Genomic DNA, 17,306 nt, shown 5'->3' on the forward strand with positions numbered 1-17,306 from the left:
CAGCGCCGCCCTCTCTCCCAAAGCAAAAAATGGCATGCATAGGCTTGGGCAGAAGGCCCATGCCACGACCCTTTGATGTGCAAGCTCACCCGGCGGCACCCAGCCGCATGCGCCTGCGCGCATGGTGCAATCGATAAAATCTGCGCATGCTGGATGAACGCGCCAAGGTTCTGCTGACCACTCTGATCGAACGCTATATCGAAGACGGGCAACCCGTGGGCTCGCGCACGCTTGCCAAGTCTTCCGGGCTGGAGCTTTCGGCGGCCACCATCCGCAACGTCATGGCCGATCTGGAGGACTTGGGCCTGGTTGCCAGCCCCCACACTTCAGCAGGGCGCGTGCCCACCCCCAAGGGCTATCGCCTGTTCGTCGATGGCCTGATGACGGTGCAGCGCGAGCAACTGCCCGGCGCGCACCTGCACACGCCCCATGCGCCCCAGCTCTCGCCTGATCAGCCCCAGCGCGTGATCGCCAACGCAGCGCAAATGCTCTCGGACATGTCGCAATTCGTCGGCGTGGTCGTAGCGCCGCAGAAAAGCAGCGTTTTCCACCATATCGAGTTTTTGCGCCTCTCTGCGCAACGCGTGCTGGTGATTTTGGTCTCGCCCGATGGCAATGTGCAAAACAAGGTGGTGCTCACCGATGCCGACATCGCGCCAGAGCATTTGCAGCAAGCGAGCAATTACCTCAACGCCCACTACTGCGGGCTGACCATCGACCAGGTACGCGAGCGCCTGCGCCGCGAGATCGACCGCCTGCGCGCCGAAATCGCCTCGTTGATGGAAGCGGCCATTGGCGAGCCTGCCGACGCGGGCGAAGACGCGCAGCAAGACGTCGTCATCTCTGGCGAGCGCAACCTGCTGGCGGTAAGCGATTTCTCCCGCGATATGGACAGCATCCGCCGCGCCTTCGATCTGTTCGAGCAGAAAAGCCAAATCCTGCAACTGCTCGACGTCACCGGCCAAGCCCAGGGCGTGAAAATCTACATCGGCGGTGAAAGCCACATCGTGCCTGTTTCAGAGCTTTCCGTCGTCAGCGCGCCTTATGAAGTCGATGGCCAAATCGTCGGCACGCTGGGCGTGATTGGCCCCACACGCATGCCCTACGAGCGCATGGTGCACATCGTGGACATCACCTCGCGCTTGCTGACCAACGCTCTAAGCCGCTCCAAATAACGCCTGCCCTTATGCCCCCTAACGACGACCCCATCATCGACATTCCCGCCCGCGAGATCGACCCGGAAACCCTCGATGGCCTGCGGCTGCTGAGCTGGATCAGCTATGGCATGCATCTGGCGGTGGCCGTTTGCGCCGTGGTGCCTGGGCTGGAGCCCAGCATGGTGCTGCTGCTGTTGGCGCTGGTGCTGGATCTGGTCAAGCGCGACGACGCCCTGGGCACCTGGCAGTGCAGCCATTTCGACTGGCGTATCCGCAGCGTTGGCTGGGCCATCGTCTGGTACGCCCTCACCTCGCCCCTGTACCTGCTGCTTTACGTACCCGGCAAAATCGCCTGGTTCTTCGTCTCGCTGTGGTTTCTGGTGCGCATCGTCAAAGGCATGATCGCCATGAACCAGCAGCAGATCGTCGAGAGCACCTAACTCCGCATCACGCACGCGTGCCGTTTGGGAGGAACTGAAAAACGGCACGACCTTTGCGCCACACCCTCTGGCCGAGGGAGAGGCGCGCCACTACCAACCTGAGAACACAAGATGGACAAAAAGAAAAAGCACACCATCAACCTCGCCCTGCAAGGCGGCGGCTCGCATGGCGCATTCACCTGGGGCGTACTTGATGCCCTGCTGGAAGATGGGCGCCTGCGCTTTGACGGCATCAGCGGCACCAGCGCTGGCGCCATGAATGCCACCGTGCTGGCCAGCGGCTTTGCCGCCGCTGCCGAGCTGGGCCTGCCGCGCGAGCAGGCACAACAACACGGCTGCGAACTGGCTCGCAAGGCCTTGCGCAAATTCTGGGAAGCCGTCGGCACGCTGGGCACCTTTTTTGCCGCCACCCCTTCCAACGTTGCCGCGCAATGGATGCCCTGGCTCAAGCCCTTCATGGCCCCCTCGCTCACGCCCGCGCAGAGCAACCCGATGGACATCAACCCGCTGCGCTCCCTGCTCAGGCAAAACGTGGACTTTCAAGCCATCGCACGCCACCAAGGCAAAGGGCTGGTGCCGCGCCTGTTCATTGGCGCCACCAACGTGCGCACCGGGCGCAGCAAAGTCTTTCAAGACAGTGAAATCACGCTCGATGCGCTGATGGCATCGGCCTGCTTGCCCCAAATTTTCAACGCCGTGGAAATTGATGGCGAGCACTACTGGGATGGCGGCTACTCCGGCAACCCCGCCATCTACCCCTTGATTTACAACACCAAAAGCGACGACGTGCTGCTGGTGCAAATCAACCCCATCGAAACCGGCGCGATGCCCCAAACCATGTCGGAAATCCAGGAGCGCATCAACGAAGTCACCTTCAACTCCAGCCTGCTGGCCGAGCTGCGCGCCATTGAATTCGTGCGTCGCCTGCTGAGCGAAGGCCGCCTGGACGACTCGCGCTACAAAGACATGCACATGCACCGCATCGACGGCGGCGCCTTTTTGCAAACCTTTGGCAGCGACAGCAAGCTGCGCGCCGACATCGGCTTTTTGCACAAGCTCTTTGCTGGCGGCCGCGCCTGTGCCGAGCAATGGCTGAGCGCCCATCGCGGCGATCTGGGCGTGCGCTCCACACTGTGAGCAGCCGTGCCCACCCGCCGCTCGGGAACGCCTCCACAAAATTCAATCAAAGGAAAAACAGCTTTATGCCTATCATGCCGAAACAAGGTTGATTTATTTCCTTTTGATTGATAAAAAGCATCCCTTCCGCGTTCTGGCGGTTTCGCCATAGCGCCCCTGCAAACCCCGCAAAATATCGCCCCCAAGCATGGCCCGCACAAGCGGGCCATGCGCTTTGGCAACTTCAACCTCTCCCCCACCCCCTGCCACGCCCATGTCCGTCTTCAACTTCACCTTCGTCCCGTGGTTTCGCTCGGTTGCGCCCTACATCCACAAATTCCGCAACCAAACCTTTGTCGTCGGCGTATGCGGCGAAGCCATTGCCGCAGGCAAGCTGCAAAACCTGGTGCAAGACCTGGCCCTGCTGCACAGCATGGGCTTGAAAATCGTCCTCGTGCACGGCTTTCGCCCGCAAGTCAACGAGCAACTGCTGGCCAAAGGCCACCAACCGCGCTACTACAAAGGCCACCGCATCACCGACCCCGCCGCGCTGGACGCCGCGCAGGAAGCCGCCGGGCAATTACGCTTTGAAATCGAAGCCTGCTTCAGCCAGGGCCTGCCCAACACGCCCATGGCCGGCTCCAAAATCCGCGTCATCTCCGGCAACTTCATCACCGCCCGCCCCATGGGCATTCTGGACGGGGTGGACTTTCAACACACCGGCAAGGTGCGCAAAATCGACGTCGACGGCATGCGCCATGCGCTGGAGACCGACTCCATCGTGCTGCTCTCGCCCTTTGGCTTCTCGCCCACGGGCGAGGCCTTTAACCTGGCGATGGAGGAAGTGGCCAGCTCCATTGCCATCGCCCTCAAGGCCGACAAACTGCTCTTCGTCAGCGAAGTGCCCGGCATCCGCGAAAAACCGCAAGCCGCGCCAGGCGAAGACAACCCCATCGTCACCGAAATGACGCTGGCCGACGCGCGCGAGCTGCTGCAAAACACGCCCGAGGCCGAGCACCCCACCGACGCAGGCTTTTATCTCAAATACTGCATCAAAGCCTGCGAAGGCGGCGTCGAGCGCAGCCACATCATCCCCTTTGCGGTCGATGGCTCCATCCTGCTGGAAATCTACGTGCACGACGGCATCGGCACCATGGTGGTGGACGAGCGGCTGGAAGAAGTGCGCCAAGCCACCGCCGACGACGTGGGCGGCATCCTGCAACTGATCGAGCCGTTTGAAAACGACGGCACGCTGGTGCGCCGCAGCCGCACCGAGATCGAGCGCGACATCGCCAGCTACACCATCATCGAGCACGACGGCGTGATTTTCGGCTGCGCCGCGCTCTACCCCTACCCCGAAGCGAGCACGGGCGAAATGGCCGCCGTCACCGTCTCGCCCCACGTGCAAGGCCAGGGCGACGGCGAAAAGCTGCTGCGCCGCATTGAGCAGCGCGCCCGCGCGCTGGGGCTGAAAAGCATTTTCGTGCTGACCACGCGCACCATGCACTGGTTCATCAAACGCGGCTTTGAAGCCGTCGATCCCGACTGGCTGCCGCAGGCGCGCAAGGACAAATACAACTGGGATCGCAAAAGCCGCGTGCTGGTCAAAAAGCTGTGATGCGAGCGCGCCCTGCACGCACTGACCATGGAAAAGAAAGAGCAAGGTCGGGGGGCGCAAGCCATATGGACCGTGATGGCAACAGCAGGCTACGCCTGCCCTCTCTTCTCTTTTGCCACCGACTGCATGCCGTGTTTCTGCACGCAAGCCGAAAGCAACTGGAATGCCCTGGAGTTCTTGGCTCAATGGATTTTGTTACGCTGCCAGTAGTCGAAGGCTTCATCGGCTCCGCCCACTTGCATGTAGCCTGCAAACAGTTCCTCTCTTTTGGGGCGCACGTGGCGTGACTTCAACAGCTCCACCGCCACATTCGGCCCATATCGGAGCGCCTGGAGCAGGCTTTGCTCAGCCTCTTCATCCCGAGCAAGCTGCAACAGCGCCACTACTTTGGAATAAGCCATGTCCGGCCCACAATCCTCGGGATAACGCTGGCTCAACTCAACGGCAGCCTGCCAATCTTCGGTTTCCAAATAACATCCCATCAACACATAGCGCGCGCCCAAGTTGTCATTGGGGCAAACGGATACCAGGCGAGCGAGTATTTCCATCGCTTCCGCCATCGCCCCATCGCCATGCTTTTGCTCCAACAACGCCAAGGCCAGCGCGTGGCAAGCTCGCAGAAATGCGCGGTTTTCAAAAAAACCCCATTCCAGGCGGCTGCGCAACCAAGAAAACGATGGAGGCAAGGCCGCCTGGCCCAGGCGCACCGCCTCTCGCCAGCAAAGATAGGCTTGCTGCGGGCGCTTTTGCGCAACCTGCATCAAACCCAGCTGATGCCAGACATCAAGGTCGTCCGGACAGGTCTTGAGCAAAGTCCAAAGCGCCTGCTCGGCTTGCCGCCGCTGACCGTCCTCCCATAGTTCCATCGCAGCCTCAAACGCCTGCTCTGCCTGATCTGGGCGCTCGCAGTCCATGCGCCAGGAGTTTGGGAACACTTCGGTACAAGTCAGCATATTGGCACCCGCTTTCACAATGTCTTGAAATCAAAAATATAAATCAAAATAAAAATTAAATATCAAAAACATTGCCAAAACAGGCCATTTTCATTTCTCTTGATTTGCAAAAATCAGCCCCGCTGCGCCGCCAACTCATCTGGGCGCAACACCGGCGCCAAGGCGTGCAAAACGGCGTTGACGTATTTATGGCCATCCGTGCCGCCAAAGGATTTGGCCAGCTCCACGTATTCATTGATGACGACCTTCCACGGCACGTCCAGCTCATGGCGGTATTCGTAAACCCCCAGCCACATGGTGGCGCGCTCGATGGGCGAGATTTCGGCCAGCGGGCGGTCCAGCACCGGCTCGATGGCTGCGTCCAGCGACTGGGCCTCATCAATGCAGCCGTACACCAGCCGGTCGTAGAGCACCGAATCGGCTTTGTGAAAGCCGCTGAGCTGGCGCGTGAACATATCGATGGCGCGCGCCTCGTTCTTGCCCACGATGTGCTGGTACAGCGCCTGCAAGGCGAATTCGCGGGCGCGGCTACGGGCACTTTTCTTGCTGCTGGTGCGCGGCGCACGCGGCATGGCTTTGTCCATATCCGCTTTGTTCGCTTGGCCCGCCTCGCCCGGGGCCTGGGGTGCAAAGCCCGCCGCGTCGTTGGCGTGCTCAGGGTGATCGGCAGGCATGCTCATACGCCCCCATCCACCATGCCGTTGGCCTCTGCGGCTTGCAGGTACACCGCGTTGCACAACTGGGCCATTTCCACCGCCACACGGGCGGCGTCGCGACCTTTCTCCTCCTGGCGAGCCTGGGCTTGCGCCAGGTTTTCCACCGTCAAAATGGCATTGGCAATGGGGATATCCAAATCCAGCCCCACGCGCGTCACGCCCGCACCCGATTCATTGGCCACCAATTCGAAGTGATAAGTCTCGCCACGGATGATGCAGCCCAGGGCGATGGCGGCGTCGTAATCGTCTGCGCTCAGCAGGGCTTGCAGCGCGATCGGCACTTCCAGCGCGCCGGGGACGGTGACGTGGGTGATATCACCTTCGGCCACGCCCAGAGCCAGCAGCTCGGCGCGGGCGGCGGCATACAGGGCGTTGGTGATGTCTTCATTGAAGCGCGCCTGCACGATGGCAATGCGCATGGCTTCGCCCTGCAATTGCGGGGCGGCGCCTTTGTTGGCGTGGAGCATGAGGGATTCCTTGAATAGGGGGAACAAAAAAAGCCGGGCCTACACGGCCTGGCTGTGAAGGGGGTTGAAGCTGCGCTCAATCCTTGTGGATAAAGCGCGTGACTTCCAGGCGATAGCCCGCTGCCATGCTAGGCAGGCGGCGCGGCTGGCCAAGCAAGGCCATGCGCGCCACGCCGAGGTTGCGCAGGATTTGCGCGCCAATGCCGTAGGTGCGCAAATCCATATTGCCGCGCGCGGGCGCATGGCTGGGCACGGCGCGGCCTTCGAGCTGGGCCAGGAGTTGGGCGCTGTCTTCACCGCAATTGAGCATCACCATCACGCCTTTGCCGTGCTGGTCGATGTAGCGCAGGCTTTCATGCAGGCTCCAGGAGTGCATGCCGCGCTGGGCGTCGAGCACGTCGAGCACGGACAGCGGCTCGTGCACGCGCACGGGGATTTCTTCCTCCCCCGTCCACTGCCCCTTGACCAGCGCCAGATGCAGGGCGTTGCTGGGGCTGTCGCGGAAGATGTGCACGGTGAACTCGCCCCAATGCGTTGTCATCGGGCGGCTGCCTGCATGCTCGATCAGCGATTCGTGCGCGCTGCGGTACTGAATCAAATCGGCAATGGTGCCAATCTTCAAGCCGTGCGCGGCCGCGAACAACTGCAAGTCGGGCAGGCGCGCCATCGTGCCGTCGTCCTTCATCACCTCGCAAATCACGCTGGCGGGCGTCAGGCCCGCCAGGCGCGTGAGGTCGCAACCCGCTTCGGTATGGCCTGCGCGCACCAGCACACCGCCATCCACCGCCTGGATGGGGAACACATGGCCGGGCTGCACCAAATCGGTGGGCTGCACATCGGGCGCCACGGCCACGCTGACGGTGCGGGCGCGGTCAGCGGCGGAGATGCCGGTGGTCACGCCCTCGGCCGCTTCGATGGAGACGGTAAAGGCCGTGTCAAAACGGGTGCCGTTTTTCTTGGCCATGGGCGGCAGGTTGAGGCGCTCGCAGCGCTCGCGCGTGAGCGTCAGGCAAATCAGGCCCCGCGCGTGTTTGGCCATGAAGTTGATGGCCTCGGGGGTGACATGCTCGGCTGCGATCAGCAAATCGCCTTCGTTCTCACGGTCCTCTTCGTCCACGAGGATGACCATGCGCCCGGCGCGGATGTCGTCAATGATGTCTTCAATAGGGGAGATGGCAGCGGGCTGTAAATCGGTCGCGGGAGCGGTCACGGGCATGGCAAAGAGCAGAAATGGGGCTAAAACAAGGCGCGAATTGTAGCCAAAGGCTAACCCGCCTCCCGGGGCAAGGAGGCATTGCCCCCAGCGGCGCCAAGCTCTCTCCCGTTTTCAATTGCGCCTTCAAATTTCAATCAAAGGAAATCTGCATGTATGAAAAATATGCCAAAAAAATATCGTTTTTTATCCTTTGATTTGGAAAAAATCAACCGCCACGCTTCAAACGGCGCGCATTCGCCGTGGCGCGGCGATGCACGGGCGCCAAGCCCCGCGCGGCGGTTTCCAGCGCAGCCTTCTCCAACTGCTTGCCTGCGCCCGTGGAGAGCTGCCCCAGCGTTGCCCAAGGCTGCATCCAGCCGCCCGCCACCCACTGCCACCAGGCGCTGGCCCACCACGTCATCAGTTGCTGCTGTTGCGCCAGGCTATGCACCGCCATGGCCTGCCACGATTCGTTGAACGCCGCCAGCTTTTCCGCCCCCATGCGGTGAAACTCGCGCCGATCGCGCGCGCTCGGCACAGGCCCGGCCGTCATCATGCGCCCCAGGCGCATCGCCACAACCTGCGGCGCCGCCTGCGCCAGCTCTTGCGTTTGTCGCGCCAACTTGGCTTTTTTCGTCTGTGTCCGTTTTTGCATGGCAGCACTCCTTTATCAATGACCAAGCGTGATTTGAAAAACCACCCTCATTCGCCCATTCTCCATTTAATCCGGAAAACGATACACCAAAAATGCAAATAATCCATTATTTAATTCAGAAACTATAAAAACCATTTCCCATACATCTAAAATTCAGCGGCTTTGCGCCCGGTTTTTCATCGCTATACTAGCTGCCGCATTCTCCCTGGCGGCGGCCATGTGTTGGCGATCTGTTGGCACTGTGGCCGGGCCTTTTCCTTTCCCCCTTCCCTCTTTGTAGGAAATCAGCCCATGACCATCAAACTCGGCATCAACGGATTTGGCCGCATCGGCCGCAACGTGCTGCGCGCAGCCGTGCAAAGCTTTGACGACATTGAAGTCGTCGGCATCAACGATCTGCTCGAACCCAACTATTTGGCCTACATGCTGCAATACGACAGTGTGCATGGCCGCTTCAAGGGCGAAGTCGCCGTCGAAGGCAACACCCTGATCGTCAACGGCAAGAAAATCCGCCTGACGCAAGAGCGCGATCCCGCCGCTCTGAAGTGGGGCGATATCGGCGCCGATGTGGTGCTGGAATCGACCGGCCTGTTCCTGACCAAGGAAACCGCGCAAAAGCACATCGACGCAGGCGCGAAAAAAGTCATCATGTCCGCCCCGTCCAAGGACGACACCCCCATGTTCGTCTTCGGCGTGAACTGCAAAACCTATGCCGGCCAGGCCATCATCTCCAACGCGAGCTGCACCACCAACTGCCTGGCGCCCGTGGCCAAAGTCCTGCACGACAAATGGGGCATCAAGCGCGGCCTGATGACCACCGTGCATGCCGCCACGGCAACGCAAAAAACCGTCGATGGCCCCTCCGCCAAAGACTGGCGCGGCGGTCGCGGCATTCTGGAAAACATCATCCCCTCCTCCACTGGCGCGGCCAAGGCGGTGGGCGTGGTGATTCCCTCGCTGAACAAGAAGCTCACCGGCATGTCCTTCCGCGTGCCCACTTCGGATGTCTCCGTCGTCGATCTGACCGCCGAGCTGGAACACCCCGCCAGCTACGAAGACATCAAGGCCGAAATGAAGGCCCAATCCGAAGGCGCGCTCAAAGGCGTGCTGGGCTACACGGAAGATGCCGTCGTCGCCACCGACTTCCGTGGCGATCCCCGCACCTCCATTTTTGATGCCAATGCCGGCATCCAACTGGACTCCACCTTCGTCAAAATCGTCGCTTGGTACGACAACGAATGGGGCTACTCCAACAAATGCCTGGATATGGTGCGCGTGGTCAGCAAGTGATTGCGATAAGCGACTGGCAATAGCGCCAACATCGAAAAGGGCGTGCACAGCACGCCCTTTTTTATCTCCATCTCCCCAAAAACGGCAGCCCAAGGCTGCCGTTTTCTTGTTCATCCGCCATCAAAACCAATCAAAAGAAAAAAAACCACCCTGTTTCGGCATGATGACAAACAAATTATTTTTATTTTGATTTGAAAATCAACGAGGCGGTATATTCAACCCCCGCTGAACGGCAGGCCGCTGCAAAAATGCGCTTAACACGCGCTGCACCTGCTTGAACTCGGAGAAGCCCACCAATTCACCAGCCTCGTAAAACCCGATGAGATTATTCACCCACGGGAAAATGGCAATATCGGCCACACTGTAAGCAGCTTCGCCTTGCCCCAGCATCCAGTCACGCCCTTGCAAATGGCGATCCAGCACCCCGAGCAGGCGGCGCGATTCGCTGACATAACGATCACGCGGGCGCTTATCTTCATATTCGCTACCGGCGAACTTATGGAAAAAACCCAACTGGCCAAACATCGGCCCCAGCCCGCCCATTTGCCACATCAGCCATTGCAGCGCCTGATAACGCAGCGCCCCTTCTGCCGGCAATAAGCGGCCCGTTTTTTCTGCCAGGTAAATCAAAATGGCCCCGCTTTCAAAAACCCCCAGCGCCTCCCCCTGCGGGCCGTGGGGATCGATCATGGCGGGGATTTTGTTATTGGGATTAAGCGATAAAAACTCCGGCGTCAATTGCGCCTGAGTGGAAAAATCCACTTTATGGGCTTCATAAGGCAAGCCCAATTCCTCCAGCGCAATGGAGATTTTCACGCCATTGGGCGTTGCCAATGAATAAAGCTGAATGCGATCCGGATGCTGGGGCGGCCACTGCTTGGCAATAGGAAAATCCGCTGGAAATGAAGACATCAAACACTCCTCACAATTGAAAAAAGGCTTGCGAAAGGGCACATTAAGGGCGCATTACGGGCACTTTACACAAATCGCACAGGCCCAATGGGCAGGGCAATTGGTGCAGAAGTCTCTTGAATGCAAATCGGCCCGCCTAAAGCGGGCCGATGAAAACAAGCTCCAAGCCATTTGTGCTTTCCATTGTTCATGGCGTCGGCACCCATCACGCCAGCAAACTGCCATGTAGGGAAAGGAGGGAGCTCGCCACAAACACAAGCGCCCTCTTTTCTCGTGATTGCGTTATGGCTTGGCTTCTTCAGCCGCAGCGGCCGCTGGTTTGCCATCAGCCGTATTCGCTGCGGGAGCTTGCGGCTCCGCTGTCTGGGCAGAGGCGGCCTCGGCAGGCTTGTCGCCAGCAGCAGGCTGCTCAGCGGGTGGTTGGGCAGGCGCTTTCTCTGCCTCTGCGGTGCTGGCATTGGGCGTTGCTACAGGCGCGAGCACCGACCCATCAGCGCCAGGGATGGCCGACGACGCAGCATTGTCCGGCTGGGGCGCGGTGAGCGGCACGGCGCTGTCAAACACGCTGGCGCCACCACTTTCATCCGGGGTGCGCTGCATGCCCGAGCTGGCCATGAACGCCATCAACAAGGTGGAGGCAAAGAAAACCGTCGCCGCCACAGCCGTCATGCGCGAGAGAAAGTTGGCGCTACCGGAAGCGCCAAACAAACTGCCCGCGCTGCCGCTGCCAAATGCGGCGCCCATATCGGCGCCTTTGCCATGCTGCACCAGAATCAGGCCACTCATCACCAGCGCAGCAATGATCTGCACCATGAGCACTACCGTCATAGACATTTGCATGTGTGTACCTCTGAATTGACTCAAATACTGAAAATCGGTTGATGAAAGACAGGCTCAGCCGCAATGCTTCAGCCCGCTGCTGCCACGATGGCCAAAAAGTCCGCCGCCTTGAGCGCTGCACCGCCAATCAAGCCACCGTCGATATCGGGCTGCGCCAGCAGCTCTGCGGCATTGCCTGGATTCATGCTGCCGCCGTAGAGAATGCGCACCTGCGCAGCCTTCTCGCCCAACACGGCGCGCAACTGGCCGCGCAGCGCTGCATGCACTTCTTGCGCCTGCTCCGGCGTGGCCGTGCGGCCCGTGCCAATGGCCCAAACGGGCTCATAGGCAAGCACTACGCGGCTGGCATCGAGCTCCGGCACAGCCAATACGGCTTGCAACTGGCGCTCGACCACAGCCAATGCCTGGCCAGCGTCGCGCTCAGGCAAGGTTTCACCCAGGCACACAATGGGGGTCATGCCCGCCTTCTGGGCGGCAAGGGCTTTTTGCGCCACGGCAGCATCGCTCTCACCTTGGTATTTGCGACGCTCGGAATGGCCCACGATGACGTAGGCCACGCCAAACTCCTGGAGCATGGCGGACGAAACGTCGCCCGTGAAGGCGCCGCTCGCATGTGCGGAAACATCCTGCGCGCCCAAGCACAACAGCGCCTGCCCATCGGCGCGGCGGCTGCGATCCTGCCAGTCCTGCACCTGCACCAAGTATGGGAACGGCGGGCAAACCGCCACATCGCATTGCGGCGGCTGGGCCTGCAAACCGGCCAGCACTTCGTCCAGCAAGCGTTTGTTGGCATCCAAGCTGCCATTCATCTTCCAGTTGCCTGCGACCAATTTGCGGGCCATGGTTTGCCTTTCTTGCGAATGCTGTTGCGATTAGGGAAAGATGAGAAGCGCCAAGCACAGCCGCCCAAGCGGGCTGCCTTGGCGCGGCCGGGGATCAAGCCTGGGAGTCGGCGCTGCCGTCCACACGAGGCGGCTCGCCCCGCTCAGCGCGTTCGCCGCGCTCGGGCCGTTCTGCACGTTCGCCGCGTTCCTGGCGCTCGCCCCTCTCGGCCCGCTCGGCCCGCTGTTCTGAACGCTCTGCCCGCTCGGCACGCTCAGGCCGTTCCAGCAAAGCCTTCATCGAGAGCTTGATGCGGCCCTTGTCATCGGTCTCCAGCACCTTCACGCGCACGACCTGCCCTTCTTGCAGGTAATCGCTGACTTTCTCCACACGCTCATGGGCGATTTGACTGATGTGCAGCAGACCATCCTTGCCGGGCAAGATGTTGATGAGCGCGCCAAAGTCGAGGATTTTGGTCACCGGCCCTTCATAGATCTGGCCAACTTCAGCTTCAGCCGTGATTTCTTCGATTCGGCGTTTGGCTTCATCAGCGCGTGCCGCCTCAACCGCAGCGATGGTGATGGTGCCGTCTTCGGCGATATCGATGGTGGTGCCGGTTTCTTCCGTCAACTGGCGGATGGTGGCACCGCCCTTGCCGATTACGTCGCGGATTTTCTCGGGATTGATCTTGAGCGTATAGAGCTTGGGCGCCCAGGCGGAAACATCGGCCTTGGCCTCACCCATGGATTCACGCATCTTGCCCAGGATGTGCAGGCGCGCTTCTTGCGCTTGCGCCAGGGCCACTTGCATGATTTCACGCGTAATGCCTTGAATCTTGATATCCATCTGCAAGGCCGTGATACCTGCGGTGGTGCCTGCAACCTTGAAATCCATATCGCCCAGGTGATCCTCATCGCCCAGGATGTCGGTCAGCACGGCAAAACGGGTGTCGTCTTTGATCAGGCCCATGGCGATACCAGCCACATGGGCTTTGAGCGGCACGCCCGCATCCATCAAGGAGAGGCAGCCGCCGCACACGGAGGCCATGGAGGATGAGCCGTTGGACTCGGTGATTTCCGACACCACGCGCATGACGTAGGGGAACTCATCGCGCGAGGGCAGCACGGCTTCCAGCGCGCGCTTGGCCAGGCGACCATGACCAATTTCGCGGCGCTTGGTCGAACCCATGCGCCCCGCCTCGCCTGTCGCAAACGGCGGCATGTTGTAGTGGAGCATGAAGCGCTCTTCGTACTCGCCGGCCAGGGCGTCGATGCGCTGGGCGTCGCGGTCCGTGCCCAGCGTGGTTACGACCAAAGCCTGCGTTTCGCCACGCGTAAACAGGCTGGAGCCGTGCGCACGCGGCAGCACGCTGTTGCGGATTTCAATGGGACGCACCGTGCGCGTATCACGCCCGTCGATGCGCGGCTCGCCATTGAGGATTTGGCCGCGCACGATAGCCGCTTCCATATCAAAAAGAATGTTATCGACGTGGACTTCGTCGAACTCCACACCTTCAGCACCCAAGGCTTCTTTCACTTGCGCATAAACGGCGCGCGTGGCCTGCACACGCTCTTGTTTGGAGCGGATTTGGTAGGCTGCACGCAGACCTTCGCCGCCCAGCTCGCCCACCTTGGCGATGAAGGCGTGGTCTTTTTCCGGCGCCTGCCAATCCCAGACGGGCTTGCCGGCATCGCGGATCAGCTCGTGAATGGCTTCGATAGCGACCTTGCCTTGCTCATGACCAAACACCACGGCGCCCAGCATCACGTCTTCGCTGAGCTGATCGGCTTCCGATTCCACCATCAGCACAGCGCTTTCCGTGCCGGCCACAACCAGATCCAGGCGGCTGTTCTTGCGCGCCGTCTTGCCCGGGTTGAGCACGTACTGGCCGTTGATATAGCCCACGCGCGCTGCACCAATGGGGCCATTGAAAGGAATGCCCGAAATACCCAGCGCCGCGCTCACGGCGATCATGGCCGCAATGTCGGCATCCACCTCCGGATTCAGCGACAGCGTGTGCACGACCACATGCACCTCGTTGTAGAACCCTTCGGGAAACAGCGGACGGATAGGGCGGTCGATCAGGCGGGAGGTCAAGGTCTCCAACTCGCTGGGCTTGGCCTCGCGTTTGAAAAAGCTGCCGGGGATCTTGCCTGCGGCATAGGTTTTTTCGATGTAATCCACCGTCAGTGGGAAGAAATCCTGCCCGGGTTTGGCTTGCTTGCTGGCCACCACTGTGGCCAACACCACGGTGTCCTCGATATTGACCAGCACCGCGCCTGTGGCCTGGCGGGCGATCTCACCCGTCTCCATGACGACCTTGTGGTCGCCCCATTGAAATTCCTTAACGACTTTATTGAAGATAGACATATTCGGTGTTCCTTTCACTCACATAAAACAGGGCGCGAAGCCTGCATCAAGCCGAGATTTGCAACAGAACACGATGCCATTCCAGCATGGCCTTGGTCGCATCAAACAACCAAGGGCATGTTGGAATGACACAGCTTCGCTCTGCAACAAAACAACGGCACACACCCGCAACCCAATCTCACAACACGGCGTAACGCCTGCGCCAACATGCAAAACGCCTGAGCGCCAGGAGCACCCCTTTACAGGGATACGCCCTTGGCAAACCCAGGCGCTTGCATTGTCATGCGCGCAGCTTCACGCAGCTTATTTACGCAGACCGAGCTTGGCGATCAAAGCGGTGTAACGGTCGGCATCCTTGCGCTTGAGGTAGTCCAGCAGCTTGCGGCGGCGGCTGACCATACGCAGCAGGCCACGGCGGCCGTGGTGGTCCTTGGCGTGTTGCTTGAAGTGGGGGGTGAGTTCGTTGATGCGCGCAGTGAGCAAAGCCACCTGCACTTCAGGGCTGCCTGTGTCGTTGGCGGCACGGGCGTTGTTCTTGATGACCTCTGCTTTAGCGGTCGATGTAATCATGATGAGAGCTTCCTGGATAAGACTGCGCCCGCCATGAATCACTCACGAATAGGCGCATCGTTGCACATGCGCCGCAACTGGAAAGGGTCGCGGCGTGAAAAACGGCGGATTATAGCTTGAATGCGTTGCCGTACCGCCCGCCATCCGCCTCCAAGGCAGGTAGCGCCGCACTGCCCGCAGGCACGAAGAGCACGATGGCTTCATCGCCCGTCGGGCGCTCCACACGGGCCAACGGCCGCCAGCCCGCCGCCTGTAAAGCAGGCTGCACCGCAGACAGTCGCGCAGCCGCCACCATGCTCCAGCGGCAGGCTTGCTGTGCCTTCTCACCTGCTGCCACGCCCTGTTGAGGCAACGCCAGCAAGGGCCAGGCGGCCTGCATCTTGAATGCCGCCAACTGCGCGCGCGAAAGGCCATACGGCCAAATGCAATCGCCCCGGGCCAGGCTTTGGGCCGTGGCTGGCGCATCCAAACCTTCGGGCAGGTGCGCGCGCATTTTTTCAATCTGCGGCTGATAGCTGCGGCCGTAATCGAGCATGGGCAGCCACAGCGTCATCACCAGCACCAGGCACCAAGTTGCGCCCCCTGCGGGCAGCACCAGGCTTTTCCACAGCGCGGCGCGGTGCCGCCCCGTACGCCATACCACCACCGCCAGCCAAACCAGCGTCGCCAGCAAGGCCAACGCCAGCAACCAGGGGGAGAACACGGGCACGTACTCGGGCGCCAGCTTGGCCACATTGGCGGCGGGCTTGGCAGGAAAGCCCGTTTGCGTGGCCATCCAGATCACCCAGATGGCCAGCCCGCACGCGGTAAAAAACAGCATCGTGAACCAATCGATGAGCGAGGACACCGTGCGCCGCATGGTCGGCAGCGCAAACGCCGCCAGCGTCGCCGCCATGGGCAGGCTTAAAAACAGCATGCGGTCGCGCGCGGCCCCTGCGGCGCACAGCGCCCAGGCCAGCGTCACCAACAAAAAAACCAGCGGCAAGGCCAAATGCCAGCTCGGCTTGCGCGTGAAAACATGCTTGCGCCAGCGGTACAGCGCCCAGCACACCAAGGGCCAGGCTGGCCACCCGAACCAGATCAAAACGCGCGCCGTGCTTTGCCAATACGCCCTGTCAAACGCGGGCCACGCCAGAGGCCAACCGGGCGTGGCGCCCTGCCACGCGGCGGCGGCCAATCCCGACAGCGCCAACAGCCCCAGCACAGGCAGCCAGCGCCGAGGCGGCTGGCGTTGCACCGCCAGCCACCCCAGCGCCAGCGTGGCACATACCGACAACATCCAGAAAAACGCCCCGCTCAACGCCAGCACGGCCGCGCCCAAAGCGCCCACTGCATAGGCCCCTGCGCCGCGCTGGTGGGCGGCCAGCGCCAGAAAAACCGCACTGCCGCCAAACAGTTGCACCACGCTGGCCGTCGTCTCATGCGAAAACTGCACCAGGCCAAAACACGCCACCAGCGCCAGCACGCTGCCATCGGCAATGGCGCGGGCGTAATCCACAGGATGCGCCTCGCCCCCGAAGGCAAATGGCACGGGCTGCGCTTGCGGGCGGCGGGCCAGGGCGTACGTGGCGTGCCAGGTCGCCGCAAAGCCCAGCCACATCAAGGCCATGAAGGGCAGGCGCACAACGAGTTGCGGATCGGCCCAGGCCGGGCTTAGCAGCAAGGCCCACGCCCCCAGCCATACGGGCAACAAAGCGCCTGCTGGCTCCAACGCCTGGCCGAGCAACTGCGGCTCCAGCCAGCTTGTATGGCCTTGCGCCAGGGCTTGCATGTAGCCATAGGCCGCCATGTCCTCGCTTTTCCAGGGGTGGCGCCCCAGAAAGCCTGCACAGACATAAACCAGAACCAGCCCCCACAAGGCCGGGCGCGGGAGCGTGCGCACGGCGTTTTGGCTGACGATGGCGGGGGATGGGCGGCGCGGGGCGTTCACGGCGATCAGCAATGCAAAGGGGCGGGAGAAAAGAAAGCGGGCGATTATGGACTGGTGTTCGCACCGCAGCGGGAGCGCTTTTAGAGCCCTGCTTCAACCGCCGCCCCGGGCCATCAGGAAAAAAGAATTTATAAATCAATAGAAAAATAATTTATTTACTATCATGCCAAAATAACATGATTTTATTTCCTATTGATTGATAATTTTTATCCATCGAGCGCAACACATGCGCAGCATGCCTTAGAACCTGTTCAA

Annotated in this window: 17 protein-coding genes; 6 read left to right on the plus strand and 11 right to left on the minus strand. The window is 60.9% G+C overall.

Going from position 1 to position 17,306, the window contains the following annotated elements:
* Positions 1-146: 146 nt before the first annotated feature.
* From hrcA to argA, 4 genes are all read left to right on the plus strand, one after another.
* Positions 147-1,175, plus strand: coding sequence for a heat-inducible transcriptional repressor HrcA (hrcA, locus tag EBQ26_RS01170; RefSeq protein WP_122237185.1), 1,029 nt, complete (start codon positions 147-149; stop codon positions 1,173-1,175).
* Positions 1,176-1,186: 11 nt separating this feature from the next.
* The gene (locus tag EBQ26_RS01175; protein ID WP_122237186.1) at positions 1,187-1,597 is read left to right on the plus strand and encodes a DUF4870 family protein; all 411 of its coding nucleotides are present in this window, start codon (positions 1,187-1,189) and stop codon (positions 1,595-1,597) included.
* Positions 1,598-1,708: 111 nt separating this feature from the next.
* Positions 1,709-2,734, plus strand: a complete 1,026-nt coding sequence (locus tag EBQ26_RS01180) for a patatin-like phospholipase family protein (protein WP_122237187.1) — start codon at positions 1,709-1,711, stop codon at positions 2,732-2,734.
* Between the two features lie 253 nt (positions 2,735-2,987).
* Positions 2,988-4,331: an amino-acid N-acetyltransferase gene (argA, locus tag EBQ26_RS01185; protein WP_122237188.1), complete on the plus strand. Its 1,344-nt coding sequence runs from the start codon at positions 2,988-2,990 to the stop codon at positions 4,329-4,331.
* A gap of 182 nt (positions 4,332-4,513) precedes the next feature.
* Here argA and EBQ26_RS01190 read toward each other — a convergent pair whose 3' ends face one another.
* The 5 genes from EBQ26_RS01190 to EBQ26_RS01210 form a co-directional block, all read right to left on the minus strand.
* Positions 4,514-5,302 carry a tetratricopeptide repeat protein gene (locus EBQ26_RS01190; protein ID WP_147473972.1) on the minus strand — a complete coding sequence of 263 codons (789 nt, stop codon included), beginning with the start codon at positions 5,300-5,302 and terminating at the stop codon, positions 4,514-4,516.
* 95 nt (positions 5,303-5,397) lie between these two features.
* Entirely contained in the window at positions 5,398-5,958 is a 561-nt protein-coding gene (nusB, locus tag EBQ26_RS01195) for a transcription antitermination factor NusB (RefSeq protein WP_390614156.1), read from the minus strand.
* A gap of 2 nt (positions 5,959-5,960) precedes the next feature.
* Entirely contained in the window at positions 5,961-6,467 is a 507-nt protein-coding gene (gene ribH / locus EBQ26_RS01200; RefSeq protein WP_122237190.1) for a 6,7-dimethyl-8-ribityllumazine synthase, read from the minus strand.
* Between the two features lie 76 nt (positions 6,468-6,543).
* Positions 6,544-7,683, minus strand: a complete 1,140-nt coding sequence (gene ribBA / locus EBQ26_RS01205) for a bifunctional 3,4-dihydroxy-2-butanone-4-phosphate synthase/GTP cyclohydrolase II (protein WP_122237191.1) — start codon at positions 7,681-7,683, stop codon at positions 6,544-6,546.
* Between the two features lie 205 nt (positions 7,684-7,888).
* Positions 7,889-8,317 carry a polyhydroxyalkanoate granule-associated phasin gene (locus EBQ26_RS01210; RefSeq protein ID WP_122237192.1) on the minus strand — a complete coding sequence of 143 codons (429 nt, stop codon included), beginning with the start codon at positions 8,315-8,317 and terminating at the stop codon, positions 7,889-7,891.
* Positions 8,318-8,608: 291 nt separating this feature from the next.
* On the opposite strand from EBQ26_RS01210, the gene gap reads away from it, so the two are divergent.
* The gene (gene gap, locus EBQ26_RS01215; RefSeq protein WP_122237193.1) at positions 8,609-9,607 is read left to right on the plus strand and encodes a type I glyceraldehyde-3-phosphate dehydrogenase; all 999 of its coding nucleotides are present in this window, start codon (positions 8,609-8,611) and stop codon (positions 9,605-9,607) included.
* Positions 9,608-9,649: 42 nt separating this feature from the next.
* Positions 9,650-9,802 carry a hypothetical protein gene (locus EBQ26_RS12805; RefSeq protein WP_238944049.1) on the plus strand — a complete coding sequence of 51 codons (153 nt, stop codon included), beginning with the start codon at positions 9,650-9,652 and terminating at the stop codon, positions 9,800-9,802.
* Positions 9,803-9,805: 3 nt separating this feature from the next.
* Here EBQ26_RS12805 and EBQ26_RS01220 read toward each other — a convergent pair whose 3' ends face one another.
* The 6 genes from EBQ26_RS01220 to EBQ26_RS01245 all read right to left on the minus strand — a co-directional run bounded on the left by EBQ26_RS01220 (position 9,806) and on the right by EBQ26_RS01245 (position 17,051).
* Positions 9,806-10,519 (minus strand): glutathione S-transferase N-terminal domain-containing protein, encoded by a 714-nt coding sequence (locus EBQ26_RS01220; protein ID WP_122237194.1) that lies wholly within the window; start codon positions 10,517-10,519, stop codon positions 9,806-9,808.
* A 282-nt stretch (positions 10,520-10,801) separates the two neighbouring features.
* The gene (gene secG / locus EBQ26_RS01225) at positions 10,802-11,359 is read right to left on the minus strand and encodes a preprotein translocase subunit SecG (RefSeq protein ID WP_122237195.1); all 558 of its coding nucleotides are present in this window, start codon (positions 11,357-11,359) and stop codon (positions 10,802-10,804) included.
* A 68-nt stretch (positions 11,360-11,427) separates the two neighbouring features.
* Positions 11,428-12,201: a triose-phosphate isomerase gene (gene tpiA / locus EBQ26_RS01230; protein WP_122237196.1), complete on the minus strand. Its 774-nt coding sequence runs from the start codon at positions 12,199-12,201 to the stop codon at positions 11,428-11,430.
* Positions 12,202-12,295: 94 nt separating this feature from the next.
* Positions 12,296-14,551 (minus strand): polyribonucleotide nucleotidyltransferase, encoded by a 2,256-nt coding sequence (gene pnp / locus EBQ26_RS01235; RefSeq protein ID WP_122237197.1) that lies wholly within the window; start codon positions 14,549-14,551, stop codon positions 12,296-12,298.
* A 303-nt stretch (positions 14,552-14,854) separates the two neighbouring features.
* Complete coding sequence (gene rpsO / locus EBQ26_RS01240) at positions 14,855-15,121, minus strand: 30S ribosomal protein S15 (RefSeq protein ID WP_122237198.1); 267 nt, start codon at positions 15,119-15,121, stop codon at positions 14,855-14,857.
* A gap of 109 nt (positions 15,122-15,230) precedes the next feature.
* The gene (locus EBQ26_RS01245; protein ID WP_238944050.1) at positions 15,231-17,051 is read right to left on the minus strand and encodes a hypothetical protein; all 1,821 of its coding nucleotides are present in this window, start codon (positions 17,049-17,051) and stop codon (positions 15,231-15,233) included.
* Between the last annotated feature and the right edge of the window lie 255 nt (positions 17,052-17,306).

The sequence above is a fragment of the Allofranklinella schreckenbergeri genome (assembly GCF_003703475.1).
GTDB lineage: Bacteria > Pseudomonadota > Gammaproteobacteria > Burkholderiales > Burkholderiaceae_C > Lampropedia > Lampropedia schreckenbergeri.

Excerpts from the sequence above, each read along its gene's own strand:
- EBQ26_RS01180 (WP_122237187.1), top strand. The coding sequence starts at position 1,709 with ATGGACAAAAAGAAAAAGCACACCATCAACCTCGCCCTGCAAGGCGGC.
- pnp (WP_122237197.1), bottom strand. The coding sequence starts at position 14,551 with ATGTCTATCTTCAATAAAGTCGTTAAGGAATTTCAATGGGGCGACCAC.
- rpsO (WP_122237198.1), bottom strand. The coding sequence starts at position 15,121 with ATGATTACATCGACCGCTAAAGCAGAGGTCATCAAGAACAACGCCCGT.
- nusB (WP_390614156.1), bottom strand. The coding sequence starts at position 5,958 with ATGCCTGCCGATCACCCTGAGCACGCCAACGACGCGGCGGGCTTTGCA.
- tpiA (WP_122237196.1), bottom strand. The coding sequence starts at position 12,201 with ATGGCCCGCAAATTGGTCGCAGGCAACTGGAAGATGAATGGCAGCTTG.
- argA (WP_122237188.1), top strand. The coding sequence starts at position 2,988 with ATGTCCGTCTTCAACTTCACCTTCGTCCCGTGGTTTCGCTCGGTTGCG.
- ribBA (WP_122237191.1), bottom strand. The coding sequence starts at position 7,683 with ATGCCCGTGACCGCTCCCGCGACCGATTTACAGCCCGCTGCCATCTCC.
- gap (WP_122237193.1), top strand. The coding sequence starts at position 8,609 with ATGACCATCAAACTCGGCATCAACGGATTTGGCCGCATCGGCCGCAAC.
- EBQ26_RS01210 (WP_122237192.1), bottom strand. The coding sequence starts at position 8,317 with ATGCAAAAACGGACACAGACGAAAAAAGCCAAGTTGGCGCGACAAACG.
- ribH (WP_122237190.1), bottom strand. The coding sequence starts at position 6,467 with ATGCTCCACGCCAACAAAGGCGCCGCCCCGCAATTGCAGGGCGAAGCC.
- EBQ26_RS01220 (WP_122237194.1), bottom strand. The coding sequence starts at position 10,519 with ATGTCTTCATTTCCAGCGGATTTTCCTATTGCCAAGCAGTGGCCGCCC.
- EBQ26_RS01175 (WP_122237186.1), top strand. The coding sequence starts at position 1,187 with ATGCCCCCTAACGACGACCCCATCATCGACATTCCCGCCCGCGAGATC.
- hrcA (WP_122237185.1), top strand. The coding sequence starts at position 147 with ATGCTGGATGAACGCGCCAAGGTTCTGCTGACCACTCTGATCGAACGC.
- secG (WP_122237195.1), bottom strand. The coding sequence starts at position 11,359 with ATGCAAATGTCTATGACGGTAGTGCTCATGGTGCAGATCATTGCTGCG.